This is a genomic window from Pseudomonas sp. Au-Pse12 (genome assembly GCF_021341665.1).
Classification (GTDB): domain Bacteria; phylum Pseudomonadota; class Gammaproteobacteria; order Pseudomonadales; family Pseudomonadaceae; genus Aquipseudomonas.
In genome coordinates this window covers 189,445-207,199 of record NZ_JAJTTH010000003.1, presented here as the reverse complement: position 1 = coordinate 207,199, position 17,755 = coordinate 189,445, and the positions used below count along the sequence as shown (strand labels likewise).

Below are 17,755 nucleotides of genomic sequence, written 5' to 3'. Positions count from 1 at the left end.
TTGGCGCCACCTATCACCCAGATGACCCCGTGCACACCATGGGGCAGAGAGGCAGTTCATGACACGCATGAGAGCAGCAGCGTTTTTACCCACGGCGTTGTTGTGTGCCTGTTCCCTATGGCAAGGGGCGGCCTGGGCGGCCATTTGCAGCGGCAAAGCTCAGAGCACCCACTACGTTGCAACCGAGCGCTCGTTACCTCGTGATGCTCCGGTAGGTACCCTTATTTTCAAACATGAGATCAACGACGGTACGGCCCGCGTCACTTGCTCGGACTTTGCTACTTACAACATGAGCTTGGAGCTTATGGGCGCAGGGGAGGACCGTGGCAATCATATTTTTGAAACGGGTATTCCTGGCGTGGGTATTCGAGTGCTTTGGCATAACCCCAAGGAGGCCGGGCCTCTGGGAGGTATCTATATCGGCAGAAGAAAAATCGTGCCGCTTAATTGGGGGTTGAAAGGGTATGACGTACCACACAGGTTTACGGTGGAGCTATTAAAGACGGGACCTATTGTTACGGGTTCTTCCCCTAACTTGAAGATGGAAATCTGGTACTCCGATTTCAAAAGCAACTTTCTCGATTTCAGTCATTTCACCCTTACACAAAAGAACGCGGGCTGCCGCCCCGACAGGCCAGTCGACAATATTCTTCTGCCCGAGGCCAGGCATCAGGCGTTCACCCACGTTGGCAGCACCACGGGGGCCAAGGCCTTCTCGATTGACCTCAAGTGCGACAAGGGCGTCAAAGTCGCCTATCTCATCGATGGTGTACACAGGCAGTCGGATACTCTGCTTAACAGTACAGGCACCGAGATGGCTGCCGGTGTCGGAGTCCAATTGTTCAAGGGCGATACCGGCAGCAGCGTCTTGCAGCCGCTTGGGGTACGGACCAACCTCACTACGGTTCCCACCAGCCAGGACGAAGAACGGCTCGCCATCCCTCTGACCGCTCGCTATGTGCAGACGGAGCCGGCGGTAAAGGCGGGTGAGGTCAAAACCAGTGCCACCGTGACCTTGATTTATGAATAGCGCGGTGGGCCAGTGCTACTGACCCAGGCCTGTATGAATTGAAGCTGCCTTTGTCAGTAGCCCGTGTCAGCCATTCAGATCCTGCCCAACAGCAGCAATACCAAGAGCACCACCAGCACGACGCCGATGATCCCCGAAGGGCCATAACCCCAACTTCTTGAGTGCGGGAAAACAGGCAGGCCGCCAATCAGCAGCAAAATCAGAATGATGATCAGAATGGTGCCCATGGTGGTTTCCTTATTTGAATAGAGTTGAACAACGCAGTTGTTCAACGACAACTTGGCCTTATGGATAACGCCAAGCGCTTAATAAGTCCGACTCTGTGCCTGTGGTGAAAATTCCAAGTTTTTTTAAAGTGTTCCGCTTCCTGGGTTATTTCCTTTCGGCCGGGCAAAGGGCGTTCTTCGTTGACGCGCCAGTGTTGACCCAGGCAGAGGTTTGCCTGGGGCATTCAGCACTCTGATGGTGCGTGGGTGGCGCAGGGCCCTTCGCTACACTGCGGCTCATCTTCCCCGGAACAACAAGGCAACTCTTATGCAAAATCGCATGATGATCACTGGCGCCGGCTCTGGCCTGGGGCGCGAAATCGCTTTGCGCTGGGCTCGCGAAGGCTGGCGGCTGGCCCTGTCCGATGTCAGCGAGGCGGGCCTGCAGGAAACCCTGAAGCAGGTACGCGCCGCCGGTGGTGACGGTTTCGTGCAGCGTTGCGATGTGCGTGACTACAGCCAGTTGACGGCTTTCGCTCAGGCTTGCGAAGTGAAGTTCGGTGGCATCGACATTATCGTCAACAACGCCGGTGTGGCTTCGGGCGGGTTCTTCAGCGAGCTGTCCCTGGAGGACTGGGACTGGCAGATCGCGATCAACCTGATGGGCGTGGTCAAGGGCTGCAAGGCCTTCCTGCCGCTGCTGGAGCAGAGCAAGGGCAAGATCATCAATATCGCCTCCATGGCCGCCCTGATGCAGGGGCCGGCGATGAGCAACTACAACGTGGCCAAGGCCGGGGTGGTAGCGCTTTCCGAGAGCCTGTTGATCGAGCTGGCGCAACAGGAAATCGGCGTGCATGTGGTCTGCCCGTCGTTCTTCCAGACCAACCTGCTGGACTCCTTCCGTGGCCCGACCCCGGCCATGAAGGCCCAGGTAGGCAAGTTGCTGGAAAGCTCGCCGATCAGCGCTGCCGAGATCGCCGACTACATCCATGCCCAGGTCGATGCCGGCCAATTCATGATCCTGCCCCACGAGCAGGGACGCATGGCCTGGGCCCTGAAGCAGAAGAATCCCCAGGCGTTGTACGACGAAATGACCCTGATGGCCGACAAGATGCGCGCCAAGGCCAAGCAAAGCGCCAGTTGAGCTTGCCCAACCCCCGGGGCGTCGTTAGGGTTGCCGGCATCCGACAATCCTGACGAGTCCTTGCATGCTCAATTACCTGTGGTTCTTCCTCGCCGCGCTGTTTGAAATCGCCGGCTGCTACGCCTTCTGGATGTGGCTGCGCCAGGGCAAGAGCGCCCTCTGGGTCGTCCCCGCGCTGATCAGCCTGACCCTGTTTGCACTGTTGCTGACCAAGGTGGAAGCCACTTACGCCGGGCGCGCCTATGCCGCCTATGGGGGCATCTATATCGTTGCGTCGATTGCTTGGCTGGCGGTGGTGGAGCGCGTGCGGCCCCTGGGTTCGGATTGGCTGGGGCTGGCGCTGTGCGTGATCGGGGCCAGTGTGATTCTGTTCGGCCCGCGCTTTTCCAACGGTTGAGTACCCGGCCCAAGGGCTTGGGCCGGTTGACGGATCAGTCGAACAGCTCCTTGGGCACATCGTGCTTGAGCATCAACTGGCACTGTTCGCTGTCCGGATCGAAAACGATCACCGCCTGGCCTTTGCTCAGGGCCTGGCGCACCCGCAGCACGCGGGTTTCCAGGGGTGTTTCATCACCGTTGTCGGTGCCCTCGCGGGTCACGAAGTCCTCGATCAGGCGGGTCAGGGTGTCGACTTCAAGTTGGTCGTGGGGAATCAGCATGGGGGCCTCCGGCAAACAATCTCGGATGCTACTGCGCCCAGGGCCGTGCCGCCAGCCACGGCATGCACAAACCCTGGGCAGGCTTCAGGATTTCTGGCCGATCAGGCTGTCCACCGAGGGCACCCGGGTATCGCTTTCCATCTGTGCATCGTGTTCCAGTTGATGGCTGAAGCTGTCCAGTGAGCCCTGGGCCGGCTGCGCGTCGCTGGCGAACACCGGCGGGCTGAGGATGTAGGCGCCCAACAGGCGGCTGAGTGCCGCCAGGCTGTCGATGTGGGTGCGCTCATAGCCGTGGGTGGCGTCGCAACCGAAGGCCAGCAGGGCGGTGCGGATGTCGTGGCCGGCCGTGACCGCCGAGTGGGCGTCGCTGAAGTAGTAGCGAAACAGGTCGCGGCGCACCGGCAACTCGTGCTCGCCGGCCAGGCGCAGCAGATGGCGGGACAGGTGATAGTCGTAAGGTCCGGCAGAGTCCTGCATGGCCACGCTCACGGCGTGCTCGCTGGAGTGCTGGCCTGGGGCGACCGGGGCAATGTCGATGCCGACGAACTCACTGACGTCCCAGGGCAGGGCCGCCGCCGCGCCACTACCGGTTTCCTCGGTGATGGTGAACAACGGATGGCAATCGATCATCAGCGTTTCGCCGCTGTCGACAATCGCCTTGAGCGCCGCCAGCAGGGCCGCGACGCCGGCCTTGTCGTCCAGGTGCCGGGCGCTGATATGGCCGCTTTCGGTGAACTCCGGCAACGGGTCGAAGGCAACAAAGTCGCCTACGCCTATCCCCAGGGATTCGCAGTCGGCGCGGGTGGTGCAATAGGCGTCCAGGCGCAGTTCGACGTGGTCCCAACTGATCGGCAGCTCATCCACGGCGGTATTGAAGGCGTGCCCGGAAGCCATCAGGGGCAGGACGCTGCCGCGCAATACGCCGTTGTCGGTGAACAGGCTGACCCGGCTGCCTTCGGCAAAGCGGCTGGACCAGCAGCCCACCGGGGCCAGGGTCAGGCGGCCGTTGTCCTTCATCGCGCGCACGCTGGCGCCGATGGTGTCCAAGTGGGCCGAGACGGCTCGATCCGGGCTGTTTTTCTGGCCTTTGAGCGTGGCGCGGATGGTCCCGCGCCGGGTCAGCTCGAAGGGAATGCCCAGTTCTTCCAGGCGTTCGGCAACGTAACGCACGATGGTGTCGGTAAAGCCGGTGGGGCTGGGAATGGCGAGCATTTCCAGGAGGACTTTCTGCAGGTAGGCGAGGTCGGGTTGGGGAATCTTGCGGGTCATGGAAACTCCTGATGAGAAACGGCCATCGATGGTTTCGATGAGGGAGCCAGAGGCCTGGAGAGGGCTTTCGCTGGCCAGCCAGCTCCTACGAATGAGGGTAGGAGCCGGCTGGCTGGCGAAGGATCAAGGCGCGGGCTGGCTGTGGGGAAACAGCAGGTCGATGAAGCGTTCGGCGGTGGGTTGCGGTTCATGGTTGGCCAGCCCGGCGCGCTCGTTGGCTTCGATGAACACGTACTCGGGCTGATCCGCCGCCGGCACCATCAGGTCCAGGCCCACCACAGGAATGTCCAGGGCCCGGGCGGCGCGTATCGCCGCGTCGGCCAGGGTCGGGTGGAGGATACTGGTGACATCTTCCAGGGTGCCGCCGGTGTGCAGGTTGGCGGTGCGTCGCACAAACAGCCGCTCCCCGGCAGCCAGTACGCTGTTGTAGTCGTAGCCGGCGGCGTGCAGGGTGCGCTGGGTTTCCTGGTCCAGGGGGATCTTGCTTTCGCCGCCGGTGGCCGCCTGGCGGCGACGGCTGCGGGCTTCGATCAGCGCCCCAATGGAATGCTGGCCGTCACCGACGATTTCCGCAGGCCGGCGGATGGCCGCAGCCACCACTTCAAAACCGATCACCAGGATGCGCAGGTCCAGGCCTTCGTGGAAGCTTTCCAGGAGCACCCGGCTGTCGACGAGGCGAGCGTTGTCGACGGCTTGCTGCACGTCTTCGATCGTGCGCAGGTCCACGGCCACGCCTTGGCCCTGTTCGCCATCCAGCGGTTTGACCACCAGCCGCTGGTGTTCGTCGAGAAAGCCCAGGTTGTCGTCGGCGTTGCCCGCCCGTTGCTGCGCCGGCAGGTTCAGGCCCGCGCCCTTGAGTACCTTGTGGGTCAGGCTCTTGTCCTGGCACAGGCTCATGCTGATGGCGCTGGTCAGGTCGCTCAGCGATTCCCGGCAGCGCACCCGGCGCCCGCCATGGCTGAGGGTGAACAGGCCGGCGTCGGCGTCGTCGACCTGCACGTCGATGCCCCGGCGATGGGCTTCCTCGACAATGATCCGCGCATAAGGGTTGAACTCCGCCTGGGGCCCGGGGCCGAGGAACAGCGGTTGGTTGATGCCGTTCTTGCGCTTGATGGCGAAGGTCGACAGGGTGCGAAACCCCAGCTTGGCGTAGAGGTTCTTGGCCTGGCGATTGTCGTGCAGCACCGACAAGTCGAGGTAGCTCAGGCCGCGGCTCATGAAGTGCTCGATCAGATGGCGTACCAGCACCTCGCCGACACCCGGGCGGCTGCAGTCGGGATCCACCGCCAGGCACCAGAGGCTGCTGCCGTGTTCCGGGTCTTGGTAGGCCTTGTGGTGGTTGAGGCCCATGACGCTGCCGATGACCGCGCCGCTGTCTTCGTCTTCGGCCAGCCAGTACACCGGCCCGCCCTGATGACGCGGAGTCAGCCGCTGCGGGTCGATGGGCAGCATGCTGCGGGCCTGGTACAGCTGGTTGATGGCGTGCCAGTCGGCTTCGCCCTGGGCGCGCCGGATGCGGAAGCCGCGAAACACCCGGGTGGCCTGGCGATAATCGCTGAACCACAGGCGCAGGGTGTCGGAAGGGTCGAGGAACAACTGCGCCGGTTCCAACCCCAGCACCTGCTGCGGTGCGGCGACGTACAGGGCGATGTCGCGCTCACCGGGCTGCTCGTTGAGCAGCTCTTGGGCGAGGCTGCCGGGGTCGGGAAAGGTATGGCCGATCAGCAGTCGGCCCCAGCCGCAGTGCAGCGCAATGGGGGCGTTGCCGGGTTCGCTGCCGTCTTCGGCAAAGCGCGCTTGCAGACGTTCATAGGACGGCGCCTGGCCGCGCAACAGGCGTTGGCTGTAAGCCGTGGCATGAGCTTTCATCGGTCAGATTCCTTGTTCGCTGAGCCACAGATTCAAGGCCGCCAGCTGCCACAGCTTGGAGCCGCGCAGGGGCGTCAGCTGGCCCTGGGGATCGGTCAGCAGGCGGTCGAGCATGGCCGGGTTGAACAGGCCGCGATCCTGGCTCGGGTCCAGCAGCAGTTCACGCACCCAGTTCAGGGTGGCGCCTTGCAAGTGCTTGAGACCCGGTACCGGGAAGTAGCCTTTCTTGCGGTCGATCACTTCGCTGGGGATCACCCGCCGCGCGGCTTCCTTGAGCACCTGCTTGCCACCGCCCGGCAACTTGAAGCGCGCCGGCACCCGGGCCGAAAGCTCCACCAGGCGGTAGTCGAGGAACGGCGTGCGCGCCTCCAGGCCCCAGGCCATGGTCATGTTATCCACACGTTTGACCGGGTCATCCACCAGCATCACCGTGCTGTCCAGGCGCAGGGCCTTATCCACGGGCGCGTCAGCGCCGGGTTGGGCGAAATGCTCGCGGACGAAGTCACCGGCGGCGTCGTGTGTCGTCAGCCACTGGGGTTGCACGGTGGCGGCGTAGTCGTCGTAACTGCGGTCGAAGAAGGCGTCGCGATAGGCCTGATACGGATCGCCGGCGCCATCCACTTGCGGGTACCAGTGATAGCCGGCGAACAGTTCGTCGGCGCCCTGGCCGCTTTGCACCACCTTGCAGTGCTTGGCCACTTCTCGCGACAACAGATAGAAGGCGATGCAATCGTGGCTGACCATCGGCTCGCTCATGGCGCGGAAGGCCGCCGGCAACTGTTCGATGATCTCGCGCTCGTCGATGCGCAACTGGTGATGCCGGGTGCCGTAGTGGCGGGCAATCAGGTCCGAATACTGGAACTCGTCGCCACGTTCACCGCCGGCGTCCTCGAAGCCGATGGAGAAGGTCGACAGGTTGTCCACCCCGACGTCCCGCAGCAGGCCCACCAGCAGGCTGGAGTCGACGCCGCCGGACAGCAGCACACCGACCTCCACCGCCGCCCGTTGACGGATGGCCACCGCCTCGCGGGTGCTATCGAGCACCCGGTCGGTCCAGTCTTCCAGGGTCAGGTGGGCTTCGTCGGCACGCGGGCCGTAGGGCAGGGTCCACCAGGTCTGCTGCTCGGTGCGGCCATCGGCTTCGATGCGCATCCAGGTGGCTGGCGGCAGTTTTTCAATGCCCGCCAGCAAGGTCCGCGGTGCCGGCACCACGGCGTGGAAGTTCAGGTAGTGGTTGAGCGCCACCGGGTCGAGCAGCGGGTTGATGTCGCCGCCCTTGAGCAAGGCCGGCAGGGCCGAGGCGAAGCGCAGGCGCTGGCCGGTGCGCGACAGGTACAAGGGCTTGACCCCGAGGCGGTCGCGGGCGACGAACAGGCGTTGGGCGTCGCGTTCCCAGATGGCAAAGGCAAACATGCCGTTGAGCTTGGGCAGCAGGTCCGCGCCCCAGGCGTGGTAGCCCTTGAGCAGCACTTCGGTGTCGCCACCGGAATGGAAGGCATAGCCCTTGGCTTCCAGTTCGGCGCGCAATTCGGGGAAGTTGTAGATCGCGCCGTTGAAGGCCAGGGACAGGCCCAGGTGGTTGTCGACCATGGGCTGCGCCGAGCCGTCCGACAGGTCCATGATTTTCAGCCGTCGATGGCCGAGGGCAATCGGGCCCTGGCTGTGAAAGCCCCAGGCGTCCGGGCCGCGAGGGGCCAGGTGGTGGGTGATTCGTTCAACCGCTGCCAGGTCGGCAGGTTGATGATCAAAGCGTAATTCGCCAGCTAGTCCGCACATAAGTCCTTACCGGTTTTTCCGTTGGGGAGGGTCAATCCGCAGCCGCCAAAAGGGCGGCTACCTGGAAACTGACCTGTGCATAACTCGGGAGTTTTAGATCGATCGGTTATAAGCGGTTGGGGGCCGCTGGGCTATCGGCTGTAGTCCGGCTGGCTGGCTAGCGGCCATGGGCGGCGCTCGGAAAACAGCGCCGCCGCTCTGGTTCAGGCCTTGCCGCGAATCAGTCGGCGCAGGGCAAAGCGATTTGGATGGCAGGCTTCGGCCACGCTCCTGGGCACTGGCAGCGGTTCGTTTTCCAGCCAGGCGGCCAGCAGCTCGCCGGACAGCGGCGCGGTGATCAGCCCGCGAGAACCATGGCCACTGTTGATGTACAGGCCGTCGAGCCAGGGGCAGGGCAGGTCTGGCACTTGGCGCGCATCCTTGCCCAGGGCGGCGTAGGTGTCGGTAAAGGCGGCCGGGTCCGCCAGCGGGCCGACGATGGGCAGGTAGTCCGGGCTGGTACAGCGAAAGGCTGCCCGGCCTTGCAGGCTTTCCAGTGGCAATTGCTCGGCGTTCAGGCGTTGCAGCAGGTCATTGGACATTTCCCGCAGCATTTCCAGGTTGCCGGCATGTTCGGCGGTGGTTGGCGTCAGGTCCTGGCTGTTGAAGTCGAAACTGGCACCCAGGGTGTGCTCGCCCAGGCGCGGCGGCGCGACGTAGCCTTCGGCACAGACCACCGTGGCCAGGCTCTGGCTTTGCGCGGTCTGGGGCAGGCGGGTGATCTGCCCGCGAATGCGCTTGAGGGGCAGTTCGGCGCTGGCCGGGAAGCGTTTGATGTCGGCGGCTCCGGCAAGGATCACCACCGCCGCACTGGCCAGTAGGTGCTCGCCGTCCCAGGCCTGCCATTGTTCATCGACCTGACGCAGCTGCAATACGTCCTGGTGGGTCAGGACCTGGATCTGCGGATGGCTGGCCTGCCACTGGCACAAGGCCGGAGGATGTACCCAGCCGCCTTCGGGGTAGAACAACCCGCCGTGTTCCAGGCCGATACCGGCCCGGGCCTGTGCTTGCGGCTGATCCAGCAGGTGCAGCAGGTCGGCGGGGAAGGCCGCGGCCAACTGCGCCTGGCGCTCGGCTTCCTTGGCGTTGAAGGCCAGTTGCAGCACGCCGCAGCCATCCCAGTCCTGGCCGCGCTGCAGGTGCTCCAGTTGCCGTCGGGTGTAGCCGAAGCCACTGAGGATCATCTGCGACAGTGCCGTGCCGTGGGCCGAGAGCTTGAGGTAGAGCACCCCCTGCGGGTTGCCCGAGGCTTCCTGGGCCAGTTGTGCGTGGCGCTCCAGCAGTTGCACCTGCCAGCCACGGGCGGCCAGGCTGGCGGCGCTGGCACACCCGGCCAAGCCACCGCCGATCACCAGGGCGGTTTTCTCCCGGGCGGCCGGGCGGGCAAACCAGGGCTTGGTTCTGGCCGGCGGCGGCGTGTCCTGTGGCCAGCCCAGAAATTCTCCCCGCAGCACTTCCCACTTATGGCCGATGCCGGGGGTGCGCTTCATCTTGAAGCCGGCGCTGTTCAACAGCCGGCGTACCCAGCCGGTGCTGGTGAAGGTGCTGAGGGTGGAACCCGGTGCGGCCAGGCGCGCCAGTTCGGCGAACAGTTCGGCGGTCCACATGTCGGGGTTCTTGGCGGGCGCAAAGCCGTCGAGAAACCAGGCATCGACCTGCGCATCCAGCTGCGGCAACTGCTCCAGGGCATCGCCGATCAGCAGGGTCAGGGTGACTCGGCCGCCTTCCAGGACCAGGCGCTGGAAGCCGCCGTGTACCGCCACGTACTGCTGGAGCAAGGGTTGCGTCAGGTCCGCCAGTTCCGGCCACAGGGCCAGCGCCCGTTGCAGGTCGGCGTGGCTCAAGGGGTATTTTTCGACGCTGACGAAATGCAGCCGTGCACTGGCCGGCGCCTGTTGCTGGAACACCTGCCAGGCGCAGAGGAAGTTCAGCCCGGTGCCGAAGCCGGTTTCACCGATGACGAACCTCTCGCCCGCCCGCAGAGCCGCAAAGCGTTCGCGCAGGCGATTCTGCTCGATGAACACATGACGGGTTTCATCCAGGCCCGAGTCGCTGGAGAAGTACACGTCGTCGAAGACCCGCGAGCGCGGGCGTCCTTGGTCGTCCCAGTCGAGCTGGGCGTGGGGCAGTTCAGGTGTCATGTTCGGCTCATGTTGCGCAAGGCGGCCATTCTAGCCGATCGCGCAGGCCGCGCTTGATCCATGGCAAGACGCCGCAGGTTCGGGGATTTGTTTTCCCTGGCCAAGGTCGATCCGCTAGTCTTGGAAAATTCTTGGAAGGGAGCCACCCATGTTCGAATCCGCTGAAATCGGTCACGCCATCGATAAAGAAACCTACGATGCCGAAGTGCCTGCCTTGCGTGAAGCCTTGCTTGAAGCTCAGTTCGAGCTGCGCCAGAAGGCGAACTTTCCGGTCATTGTGCTGATCAACGGCATCGAAGGCGCGGGCAAGGGCGAGACAGTCAAGCTGCTCAACGAATGGATGGACCCACGCTTGATCGAGGTGCGGACTTTCGACCAGCAGACCGACGAGGAGCTGTCGCGGCCACCCGCCTGGCGCTATTGGCGGATGCTCCCGGCCAAGGGCCGCATGGGGGTGTTCTTCGGCAACTGGTACAGCCAGATGCTCCAGGGCCGGGTGCATGGCGAGATCAAGGACCCGCGCCTGGACCAGGCGATCAATGGCGCCGAACGCCTGGAAAAGATGTTCTGTGATGAAGGCGCGCTGATCTTCAAGTTCTGGTTTCACCTGTCCAAGAAACAGATGAAGGACCGCCTCAAGTCCTTGCAGGATGACCCGTTGCACAGCTGGCGCATCAGCCCGCTGGACTGGCAGCAGTCAGAAACCTACGACAAGTTCGTCAAGTACGGCGAACGGGTCTTGCGCCGCACCAGCCGTGACTACGCGCCCTGGCATGTGATCGAGGGTGTCGATCCGCATTACCGCAGCCTCACCGTGGGACGGATCCTGCTGGAGGGCCTGCAGAATGCCTTGAACCGTCAGCCATTGAGGCCGGCCCAGGTCAACGCCGCGCCGTTGCCGACAGCGGTGGATCAGCTCAGTTTGCTGGACAGCCTGGACATGACCCAGCACCTAGACAAGGACGACTACGAGGAGCAGCTGATTACCGAGCAGGCGCGTCTGGCCGGTCTGCTGCGGGACAAGCGCATGCGCAAGCATGCCCTGGTCGCGGTCTTCGAAGGCAACGACGCCGCCGGCAAGGGCGGTGCCATTCGCCGGGTCGCGGCGGCGCTGGACCCGCGCCAATACAGCATCGTGCCGATTGCCGCGCCCACTGAGGAGGAGCGTGCGCAGCCTTATCTCTGGCGTTTCTGGCGGCATATTCCGGCGCGCGGCAAGTTCACCATCTTCGACCGCTCCTGGTATGGCCGGGTGCTGGTGGAGCGGGTCGAGGGCTTCTGCCAGCCGGCTGACTGGCTGCGGGCCTACAGCGAGATCAACGACTTCGAGGAGCAGTTGGCCGATGCCCGGGTGATCGTGGTGAAGTTCTGGCTGGCGATCGACAAGGACACGCAACTGGAGCGTTTCCAGGCGCGGGAGGCCATTCCCTTCAAGCGCTTCAAGATCACCGAGGACGATTGGCGCAACCGCGACAAGTGGGGCGACTACCGTACCGCCGTCGGCGACATGGTCGACCGCACCAGCACTGAAGTGGCGCCCTGGACCCTGGTGGAGGCCAACGACAAGCGCTGGGCCCGGGTCAAGGTCCTGCGCACCATCAACCGCGCCCTGGAGGCTGCGTTCGAGCGTTCCGACAAGCACGATAAGAAAGACAAGAAGGACAAGAAGTAGGCCCATGGTCGCGCATACGCCCAGTGAATGATTGTCGCGGCGGGGGAGCCGAGGGATCTATGCTCGATGCTCTTCCAAGCCGCCAACAACAATGAGGTGCGTCATGCGTGAAGTGGTGATCGTCGACAGCGTACGGACTGGCCTGGCCAAGTCCTTTCGCGGCAAGTTCAATCAGACCCGTCCGGATGACATGGCCGCTCACTGCGTCAATGCGCTGCTCGCCCGCAACGGCATCGACCCGGCCAGTGTCGAGGACTGCATTGTCGGCGCCGGCTCCAATGAGGGCGCCCAGGGTTTCAACATCGGCCGTAACGTCGCGGTGCTCTCGGCCCTGGGCACTGGCACGGCGGGCATGACCCTCAACCGTTTCTGCTCCTCGGGCCTGCAGGCGATCGCCATCGCCGCCAATCAGATCGCCTCCGGCTGCAGCGACATCATCGTCGCCGGCGGTGTCGAATCCATCAGCCTGACCATGAAGAGCGTCAACACCGACAACCTGATCAACCCGCTGCTCAAGGAACAGGTGCCAGGCATCTACTTCCCCATGGGCCAGACCGCCGAGGTGGTGGCCCGGCGCTACAACGTCAGCCGCGAAGCCCAGGACCTGTACTCCCTGCAAAGCCAGCAGCGCACCGCCCAGGCCCAGGCCGCCGGCCTGTTTCGCGACGAGATCGTGCCGATGGCGGTCAAGTACCAAGTCGAGGACAAGCACACCGGGCAGGTGCAGGTGCTCGACGGCGTGGTGGATCGTGACGACTGCAACCGCCCCGACACCACCCTGGAAAACCTTGCGGCCTTGAAGCCGGTGTTTGCCGAGGACGGTTCGGTGACCGCGGGCAACTCTTCGCAGTTGTCCGATGGCGCCTCGATGACCCTGGTGATGAGCCTGGAGCGTGCCCTGGCGCTGGGGCTCAAGCCCAAGGCGTTTTTCCGTGGCTTTACCGTCGCTGGCTGCGAGCCGGACGAGATGGGCATCGGCCCGGTGTTCTCGGTGCCCAAGCTGCTCAAGGCCAAGGGCCTGAGCGTCAAGGACATTGATCTGTGGGAACTCAACGAGGCATTTGCCTCGCAGTGCCTGTATGCCCGCGACCGCCTGGAGATCGACAACGCCAAGTACAACGTCAATGGCGGCTCGATCTCCATCGGCCACCCGTTCGGCATGACCGGCTCGCGCCAGGTCGGGCATCTGGTGCGTGAATTGCAGCGGCGCAACCTGCGTTACGGCATTGTCACCATGTGCGTGGGCGGTGGCATGGGCGCCACGGGGCTGTTCGAAGCCGTGCGCTAGTTTTCGCGGAGTCGGCAAGCCGGCTCCTGCGGGGCCGGTTTGCGACCTGCACAATTCTGTTTGCGCTGGGTCGCCAACTGTCACTGTGTCGAGGGGTGGCGCGGGCCTAGAATGTGCACCTCACTGGCACGGCTTTTTGGGGTTCGCATGCACGTCTCGTCCGGTCGTTGGGTCTACGGTCTGTTCCTGGCCCTGTTGACCGCGCTGTTGTGGGGCATCCTGCCCATCAAGCTCAAGCAAGTGTTGCTGGTGATGGACCCGGTCACCGTGACCTGGTTTCGCCTGACGGTCTCCGGCGGCTGCCTGTTGCTCTATCTGGCGGCGGTCAGGCGCCTGCCAAGCTGGCGCTTGCTCGGCCCGAAAGGGATATGGCTGGTACCGATCTCGGTCTTGGGCCTGGTGGGCAACTACGTGCTCTACCTGATGGGCCTGAACCTGCTAAGCCCGGGCACCGCGCAACTGGTGGTGCAGATGGGACCGATCCTGTTGCTGATTGCCAGTGTGTTTGTGTTCAAGGAGCGGTTCAGCCTGGGGCAGGGCCTGGGGTTGCTGGTGCTGCTGATCGGCTTCGGGCTGTTCTTCAATCAACGGCTGACCGAGCTGCTGACCTCGCTCAGTGACTACACCGCCGGCGTCCTGACCATTCTGGCCGCTTCCGCAGTCTGGACCTTCTATGCCCTGGGCCAGAAGCAGCTGCTGAGCGTGTGGAATTCCTTGCAGGTGATGATGGTGATCTACCTGTTCTGTGCCTTGCTGCTGACGCCCTGGGTGCACCCGCTGGAGGCCCTGGAGCTGACCCCCTTGCAGGGTTGGCTGCTGCTCGCCTGCTGCCTGAATACACTGATTGCCTATGGCGCCTTTGCCGAAGCCCTGGCGCATTGGGAGGCCTCGCGAGTCAGTGCAACACTGGCTATCACACCGCTGGTGACCTTTGTCGCGGTGGCGTGGGCGGCCTGGGTCTGGCCGGAGTATGTGCAGGCCGAACAGATCAACGGCCTGGGTTATGGCGGCGCACTGCTGGTGGTGCTGGGGTCGGCGTTGACGGCGTTGGGGCCGTCGCTGATGGCGGGATTGCGCGCCCGGCGGCAGCGGATCGCTGCGGGGTGAGTTTTGCGGGCCAGCCAGCGCCTACAGAACCCGACTGCAGGCGCTGGCTGGCCAGCGTAAAAGACGCCGCGCTAACCCTGCTTTCCGGCCTCCAGCATGTTCTCCGGGCGGACCCAGGCATCGAACTGCTCATCGGTCAGGTAGCCCAGCTCCAGCGCCGCTTCGCGCAGGGTCAGGTTTTCGGCGTAGGCCTTCTTGGCGATCTCGGCGGCCTTGTCGTAGCCGATGTGGGTGTTCAGCGCGGTCACCAGCATCAACCCGCGTTCCAGGTGCGCGGCCATCTGCTGTGGGTCAGGTTCCAGCCCGGCGATGCAGTGCTGCTGGAAGTTGCTGCAGCCGTCGGCCAGCAGGCGGATCGATTGCAGCAGGTTGTGGATGATCACCGGCTTGAACACGTTCAGTTGCAGGTGGCCCTGGCTGGCGGCAAAGCCGATCGCCACGTCGTTGCCCATCACCTGGCAGGCCAGCATCGACAGGGCTTCGCATTGGGTCGGGTTGACCTTGCCGGGCATGATCGAGCTGCCCGGCTCGTTGGCCGGCAGCTTGACTTCGGCCAGGCCTGCCCTTGGCCCGGAGCCCAGCAGGCGCAGGTCGTTGGCGATCTTCATCAGGCACACGGCGAGGGTTTTCAGGGCGCCGGAAAGGCTGGTCAGCGGCTCATGGCCGGCCAGGGCGGCAAACTTGTTCGGCGCCGTGACGAAGGGCAGGCCCGAGAGCGCTGCCAGCTCGGCGGCGATGGCTTCGCCGAAGCCGTGGGGCGAATTCAGCCCGGTGCCCACCGCGGTGCCACCCTGGGCCAGTTCGCAGACTGCTGGCAAGGCACTGCGGATAGCGCGCTCGGCGTAGCCCAGTTGGGCGATGAAGGCGGAAATTTCCTGGCCGAAGGTGATGGGCGTGGCATCCATCATGTGGGTGCGTCCGGTCTTCACCAGTTTCATGTGGCGCGCCGACAGTTCGGCCAGGCCCCCAGACAGCTCGGTGATCGCCGGCAGCAGTTGGAACTGCACGGCCTGGGCGGTGGCGATGTGCATGGCGGTGGGAAAACAGTCGTTGGAGCTTTGCGAGCGGTTGACGTGGTCGTTGGGGTGCACCGGCGTCTTGCCGCCCCGGGGGTTGCCCGCCAGCTCGTTGGCGCGTCCGGCCAGTACTTCGTTGACGTTCATGTTGCTCTGGGTGCCGCTGCCGGTCTGCCAGACCACCAGCGGGAACTGGTCGTCATGCTCGCCCGCCAGCACTTCGTCGGCGGCCTGTTCGATCAGCCGGGCGATGTCGGCGGGAACGTCGCCGTTGCGATCGTTGACCCGTGCAGCGGCCTTCTTGATCAGGGCCAGGGCATGCAGTACCGCCAGGGGCATGCGTTCGTTGCCGATGGCGAAGTTGACCAGCGAACGTTGGGTCTGTGCGCCCCAATAGGCTTGCTGTGGGACTTCAACCGGGCCCAGGCTGTCGGTTTCGATTCGATTCATCGTGGCAATCCTCCTAGTCTGACAGGCCAGTTTAGGCCTTGATCCGTGGCTCGGGTTCCGTGCCAGGGGTTTTTCCCTGCCGTCACCGGGCAAAACCGGGAGCCGGTCGGCGTGGGGTTGAGGGACGCGGATTAATAGGCGCAGAATGAGCGCCCTTGGGGTTCTACCTCGCCTGCTAGATAAAGGAAACTCGATGACCCGTTTTCGTGCCATCTGTACCGCGGTTGTTCTGGTGTGTGCCAGCGGCCAGGTTCTTGCCGATACCGCCAGCCACAACGCCAGTGCCGAGGCCTTCCTGACCCTGGCCCATGCGGACAAGCTCGGTACCCCGGTGTACATGCAAGTCCAGCAAATGTTCGCCCAGCGTTTTGAACAGACCAAAGCCCCGGAGTCCAAGCGCGCCCTGCTGGAAACCTACCAGGCCAAGGCCAACGCCGCCCTTGACCAGGCCATTGGCTGGAACAAGCTGAAGCCGGACATGGTCAAGCTCTACACCAGCAACTTCAGCGAGTCCGAGCTCAAGGACCTGGTCGCGTTCTACCAGTCGCCACTGGGCAAGAAAGTCCTGGAAAAAATGCCCCAGCTGACCCAGCAATCGGCGCAGATGACCCAGGCCAAGCTGGAAAGCGCGGTACCGGTAGTGAACAAGCTGCTGGCCGACATGACCGCCGAGCTCGAGCCCAAGGCTGCCCCGGCGAAGAAGAAGTAAGCGGAGCCCGCAATGACCATGCAACAACGTATCGAAGCGGCGCTCGGGGCATTGCAGCCCGAGCACCTGCAAGTGCTGGATGAAAGCCACATGCACAGCCGTGGCCTGGAAACCCACTTCAAGGCGGTACTGGTCAGCGAGCAGTTCGCCGGCCTCAACAGCGTCAAGCGCCATCAGAAGGTCTACGCCACCCTGGGTGAGCTGATGGGCCAGTTCCATGCGTTGGCGTTGCACACCTACACGCCCGAGGAGTGGTCGAAGATCGGTGTGGCTCCGGCTTCGCCGACCTGCGCCGGGGGCAGCAAGCATTAATCGCGGTTTTTTTGATAGAATCCGCAACGCGCCGCTCAAGCCGGCGCGTTTTTTTTTGCATCCGGTTCACCCTTTACGAGGGTAGCCACCTGGAGAGATTTCCCATGACACAACCGATTGTCGTGGCGGCACTGTACAAGTTCGTCACCCTCGAAGATTACGTCAACCTGCGCGAGCCCCTGCTGCAAGCGATGCTCGATAACGGCATCAAGGGCACCTTGCTGATCGCCGAAGAAGGCATCAATGGCACGGTTTCCGGCAGCCGCGAAGGCATCGACGGGCTGCTGGCCTGGCTGAAGAACGATCCGCGCATGCTCGATATCGATCACAAAGAATCGTATTGCGACGAGCAGCCGTTCTACCGCACCAAGGTCAAGCTCAAGAAAGAGATCGTCACCCTCGGCGTGCCCGGCGTGGACCCCAACAAGAAAGTTGGGACCTATGTCGAGCCCCAGGACTGGAATGCGCTGATCAGCGATCCCGAAGTGCTGCTGATCGACACCCGTAACGACTACGAAGTGTCCATCGGCACCTTTGAAGGCGCCATCGACCCCAAGACCACCAGCTTCCGTGAGTTCCCGGATTACATCAAAGCCCACTTCGACCCCAGCAAGCACAAGAAAGTGGCGATGTTCTGCACCGGTGGCATCCGTTGCGAGAAGGCTTCGAGCTACATGCTCAGTGAGGGTTTCGACGAGGTGTTCCACCTCAAGGGCGGGATTCTCAAATACCTCGAAGAGGTGCCGCAGCAAGAGAGCAAATGGCAGGGCGACTGCTTCGTGTTCGATAACCGGGTCACCGTGCGCCACGACCTGAGCGAAGGCGACTACGATCAATGTCATGCCTGCCGCACTCCGGTGAGCGTCGAGGATCGCGCCTCCGAGCACTATGTGCCCGGTATCAGTTGCCCGCATTGCTGGGACAAACTGAGCGAGAAAACCCGTCGCAGCGCCATCGATCGGCAGAAGCAGATCGAATTGGCCAAGGCTCGCAACCTGCCGCATCCGATTGGTTACAACTACAAGCAATCACCTTCCGAGGCTTGAACCATGTCTGCCCGCCTGCTCT

The 17,755-nt window shown here is 63.5% G+C and carries 16 protein-coding genes; 9 read left to right on the top strand and 7 right to left on the bottom strand.

The features are described 5' to 3' along the window. Positions 1 to 58: 58 nt before the first annotated feature. Positions 59 to 1,030, top strand: coding sequence for a fimbrial protein (locus tag LXM55_RS09255; RefSeq protein WP_233320113.1), 972 nt, complete (start codon positions 59 to 61; stop codon positions 1,028 to 1,030). Between the two features lie 74 nt (positions 1,031 to 1,104). Here the strand turns inward: LXM55_RS09255 and LXM55_RS09250 are convergent, their stop codons facing one another. Further along, entirely contained in the window at positions 1,105 to 1,257 is a 153-nt protein-coding gene (locus LXM55_RS09250; RefSeq protein WP_003226960.1) for a DUF3309 family protein, read from the bottom strand. A gap of 307 nt (positions 1,258 to 1,564) precedes the next feature. Between LXM55_RS09250 and LXM55_RS09245 the strand changes: the two genes are divergently transcribed. Together LXM55_RS09245 and LXM55_RS09240 are read left to right on the top strand one after the other, a co-directional pair. After that, on the top strand, positions 1,565 to 2,380 hold the full coding sequence (locus LXM55_RS09245; protein WP_233320112.1) for an SDR family oxidoreductase: 816 nt from the start codon (positions 1,565 to 1,567) through the stop codon (positions 2,378 to 2,380). Positions 2,381 to 2,444: 64 nt separating this feature from the next. Further along, positions 2,445 to 2,777: a YnfA family protein gene (locus LXM55_RS09240; protein WP_233320111.1), complete on the top strand. Its 333-nt coding sequence runs from the start codon at positions 2,445 to 2,447 to the stop codon at positions 2,775 to 2,777. 34 nt (positions 2,778 to 2,811) lie between these two features. Here LXM55_RS09240 and LXM55_RS09235 read toward each other — a convergent pair whose 3' ends face one another. From LXM55_RS09235 to mnmC, 5 genes are all read right to left on the bottom strand, one after another. Continuing rightward, complete coding sequence (locus LXM55_RS09235) at positions 2,812 to 3,039, bottom strand: YheU family protein (protein WP_025127101.1); 228 nt, start codon at positions 3,037 to 3,039, stop codon at positions 2,812 to 2,814. A gap of 84 nt (positions 3,040 to 3,123) precedes the next feature. Then, positions 3,124 to 4,308, bottom strand: coding sequence for an osmoprotectant NAGGN system M42 family peptidase (locus LXM55_RS09230; RefSeq protein ID WP_233320110.1), 1,185 nt, complete (start codon positions 4,306 to 4,308; stop codon positions 3,124 to 3,126). Between the two features lie 123 nt (positions 4,309 to 4,431). Further along, entirely contained in the window at positions 4,432 to 6,177 is a 1,746-nt protein-coding gene (gene ngg, locus LXM55_RS09225; protein ID WP_233320109.1) for an N-acetylglutaminylglutamine synthetase, read from the bottom strand. Positions 6,178 to 6,180: 3 nt separating this feature from the next. Next, a complete protein-coding gene (locus tag LXM55_RS09220; protein WP_233320108.1) occupies positions 6,181 to 7,953 on the bottom strand; it encodes an N-acetylglutaminylglutamine amidotransferase in 1,773 nt (590 codons plus the stop codon). A gap of 203 nt (positions 7,954 to 8,156) precedes the next feature. Continuing rightward, positions 8,157 to 10,133, bottom strand: a complete 1,977-nt coding sequence (mnmC, locus tag LXM55_RS09215) for a bifunctional tRNA (5-methylaminomethyl-2-thiouridine)(34)-methyltransferase MnmD/FAD-dependent 5-carboxymethylaminomethyl-2-thiouridine(34) oxidoreductase MnmC (RefSeq protein ID WP_233320107.1) — start codon at positions 10,131 to 10,133, stop codon at positions 8,157 to 8,159. Between the two features lie 148 nt (positions 10,134 to 10,281). Here mnmC and pap point away from each other — a divergent pair, with 148 nt between their 5' ends. From pap to LXM55_RS09200, 3 genes are all read left to right on the top strand, one after another. Continuing rightward, the gene (gene pap / locus LXM55_RS09210) at positions 10,282 to 11,805 is read left to right on the top strand and encodes a polyphosphate:AMP phosphotransferase (protein ID WP_233320106.1); all 1,524 of its coding nucleotides are present in this window, start codon (positions 10,282 to 10,284) and stop codon (positions 11,803 to 11,805) included. Positions 11,806 to 11,908: 103 nt separating this feature from the next. Then, entirely contained in the window at positions 11,909 to 13,093 is a 1,185-nt protein-coding gene (locus LXM55_RS09205; protein WP_233320105.1) for a thiolase family protein, read from the top strand. Between the two features lie 147 nt (positions 13,094 to 13,240). Continuing rightward, positions 13,241 to 14,200, top strand: coding sequence for a DMT family transporter (locus LXM55_RS09200; protein ID WP_233320104.1), 960 nt, complete (start codon positions 13,241 to 13,243; stop codon positions 14,198 to 14,200). 71 nt (positions 14,201 to 14,271) lie between these two features. Here LXM55_RS09200 and LXM55_RS09195 read toward each other — a convergent pair whose 3' ends face one another. Further along, entirely contained in the window at positions 14,272 to 15,666 is a 1,395-nt protein-coding gene (locus LXM55_RS09195; RefSeq protein WP_233320103.1) for a class II fumarate hydratase, read from the bottom strand. A gap of 193 nt (positions 15,667 to 15,859) precedes the next feature. Here LXM55_RS09195 and LXM55_RS09190 point away from each other — a divergent pair, with 193 nt between their 5' ends. From LXM55_RS09190 to trhO, 3 genes are all read left to right on the top strand, one after another. Further along, positions 15,860 to 16,375, top strand: a complete 516-nt coding sequence (locus LXM55_RS09190) for a DUF2059 domain-containing protein (protein ID WP_042940787.1) — start codon at positions 15,860 to 15,862, stop codon at positions 16,373 to 16,375. A gap of 12 nt (positions 16,376 to 16,387) precedes the next feature. Beyond that, positions 16,388 to 16,687: a BolA family protein gene (locus LXM55_RS09185; RefSeq protein WP_047305565.1), complete on the top strand. Its 300-nt coding sequence runs from the start codon at positions 16,388 to 16,390 to the stop codon at positions 16,685 to 16,687. Positions 16,688 to 16,791: 104 nt separating this feature from the next. After that, a complete protein-coding gene (gene trhO / locus LXM55_RS09180; RefSeq protein ID WP_233320102.1) occupies positions 16,792 to 17,733 on the top strand; it encodes an oxygen-dependent tRNA uridine(34) hydroxylase TrhO in 942 nt (313 codons plus the stop codon). Positions 17,734 to 17,755 lie beyond the last annotated feature (22 nt).

Excerpts from the sequence above, each read along its gene's own strand:
- LXM55_RS09255 (WP_233320113.1), top strand. The coding sequence starts at position 59 with ATGACACGCATGAGAGCAGCAGCGTTTTTACCCACGGCGTTGTTGTGT.
- LXM55_RS09250 (WP_003226960.1), bottom strand. The coding sequence starts at position 1,257 with ATGGGCACCATTCTGATCATCATTCTGATTTTGCTGCTGATTGGCGGC.
- LXM55_RS09245 (WP_233320112.1), top strand. The coding sequence starts at position 1,565 with ATGCAAAATCGCATGATGATCACTGGCGCCGGCTCTGGCCTGGGGCGC.
- LXM55_RS09240 (WP_233320111.1), top strand. The coding sequence starts at position 2,445 with ATGCTCAATTACCTGTGGTTCTTCCTCGCCGCGCTGTTTGAAATCGCC.
- LXM55_RS09235 (WP_025127101.1), bottom strand. The coding sequence starts at position 3,039 with ATGCTGATTCCCCACGACCAACTTGAAGTCGACACCCTGACCCGCCTG.
- LXM55_RS09230 (WP_233320110.1), bottom strand. The coding sequence starts at position 4,308 with ATGACCCGCAAGATTCCCCAACCCGACCTCGCCTACCTGCAGAAAGTC.
- ngg (WP_233320109.1), bottom strand. The coding sequence starts at position 6,177 with ATGAAAGCTCATGCCACGGCTTACAGCCAACGCCTGTTGCGCGGCCAG.
- LXM55_RS09220 (WP_233320108.1), bottom strand. The coding sequence starts at position 7,953 with ATGTGCGGACTAGCTGGCGAATTACGCTTTGATCATCAACCTGCCGAC.
- mnmC (WP_233320107.1), bottom strand. The coding sequence starts at position 10,133 with ATGACACCTGAACTGCCCCACGCCCAGCTCGACTGGGACGACCAAGGA.
- pap (WP_233320106.1), top strand. The coding sequence starts at position 10,282 with ATGTTCGAATCCGCTGAAATCGGTCACGCCATCGATAAAGAAACCTAC.
- LXM55_RS09205 (WP_233320105.1), top strand. The coding sequence starts at position 11,909 with ATGCGTGAAGTGGTGATCGTCGACAGCGTACGGACTGGCCTGGCCAAG.
- LXM55_RS09200 (WP_233320104.1), top strand. The coding sequence starts at position 13,241 with ATGCACGTCTCGTCCGGTCGTTGGGTCTACGGTCTGTTCCTGGCCCTG.
- LXM55_RS09195 (WP_233320103.1), bottom strand. The coding sequence starts at position 15,666 with ATGAATCGAATCGAAACCGACAGCCTGGGCCCGGTTGAAGTCCCACAG.
- LXM55_RS09190 (WP_042940787.1), top strand. The coding sequence starts at position 15,860 with ATGACCCGTTTTCGTGCCATCTGTACCGCGGTTGTTCTGGTGTGTGCC.
- LXM55_RS09185 (WP_047305565.1), top strand. The coding sequence starts at position 16,388 with ATGACCATGCAACAACGTATCGAAGCGGCGCTCGGGGCATTGCAGCCC.
- trhO (WP_233320102.1), top strand. The coding sequence starts at position 16,792 with ATGACACAACCGATTGTCGTGGCGGCACTGTACAAGTTCGTCACCCTC.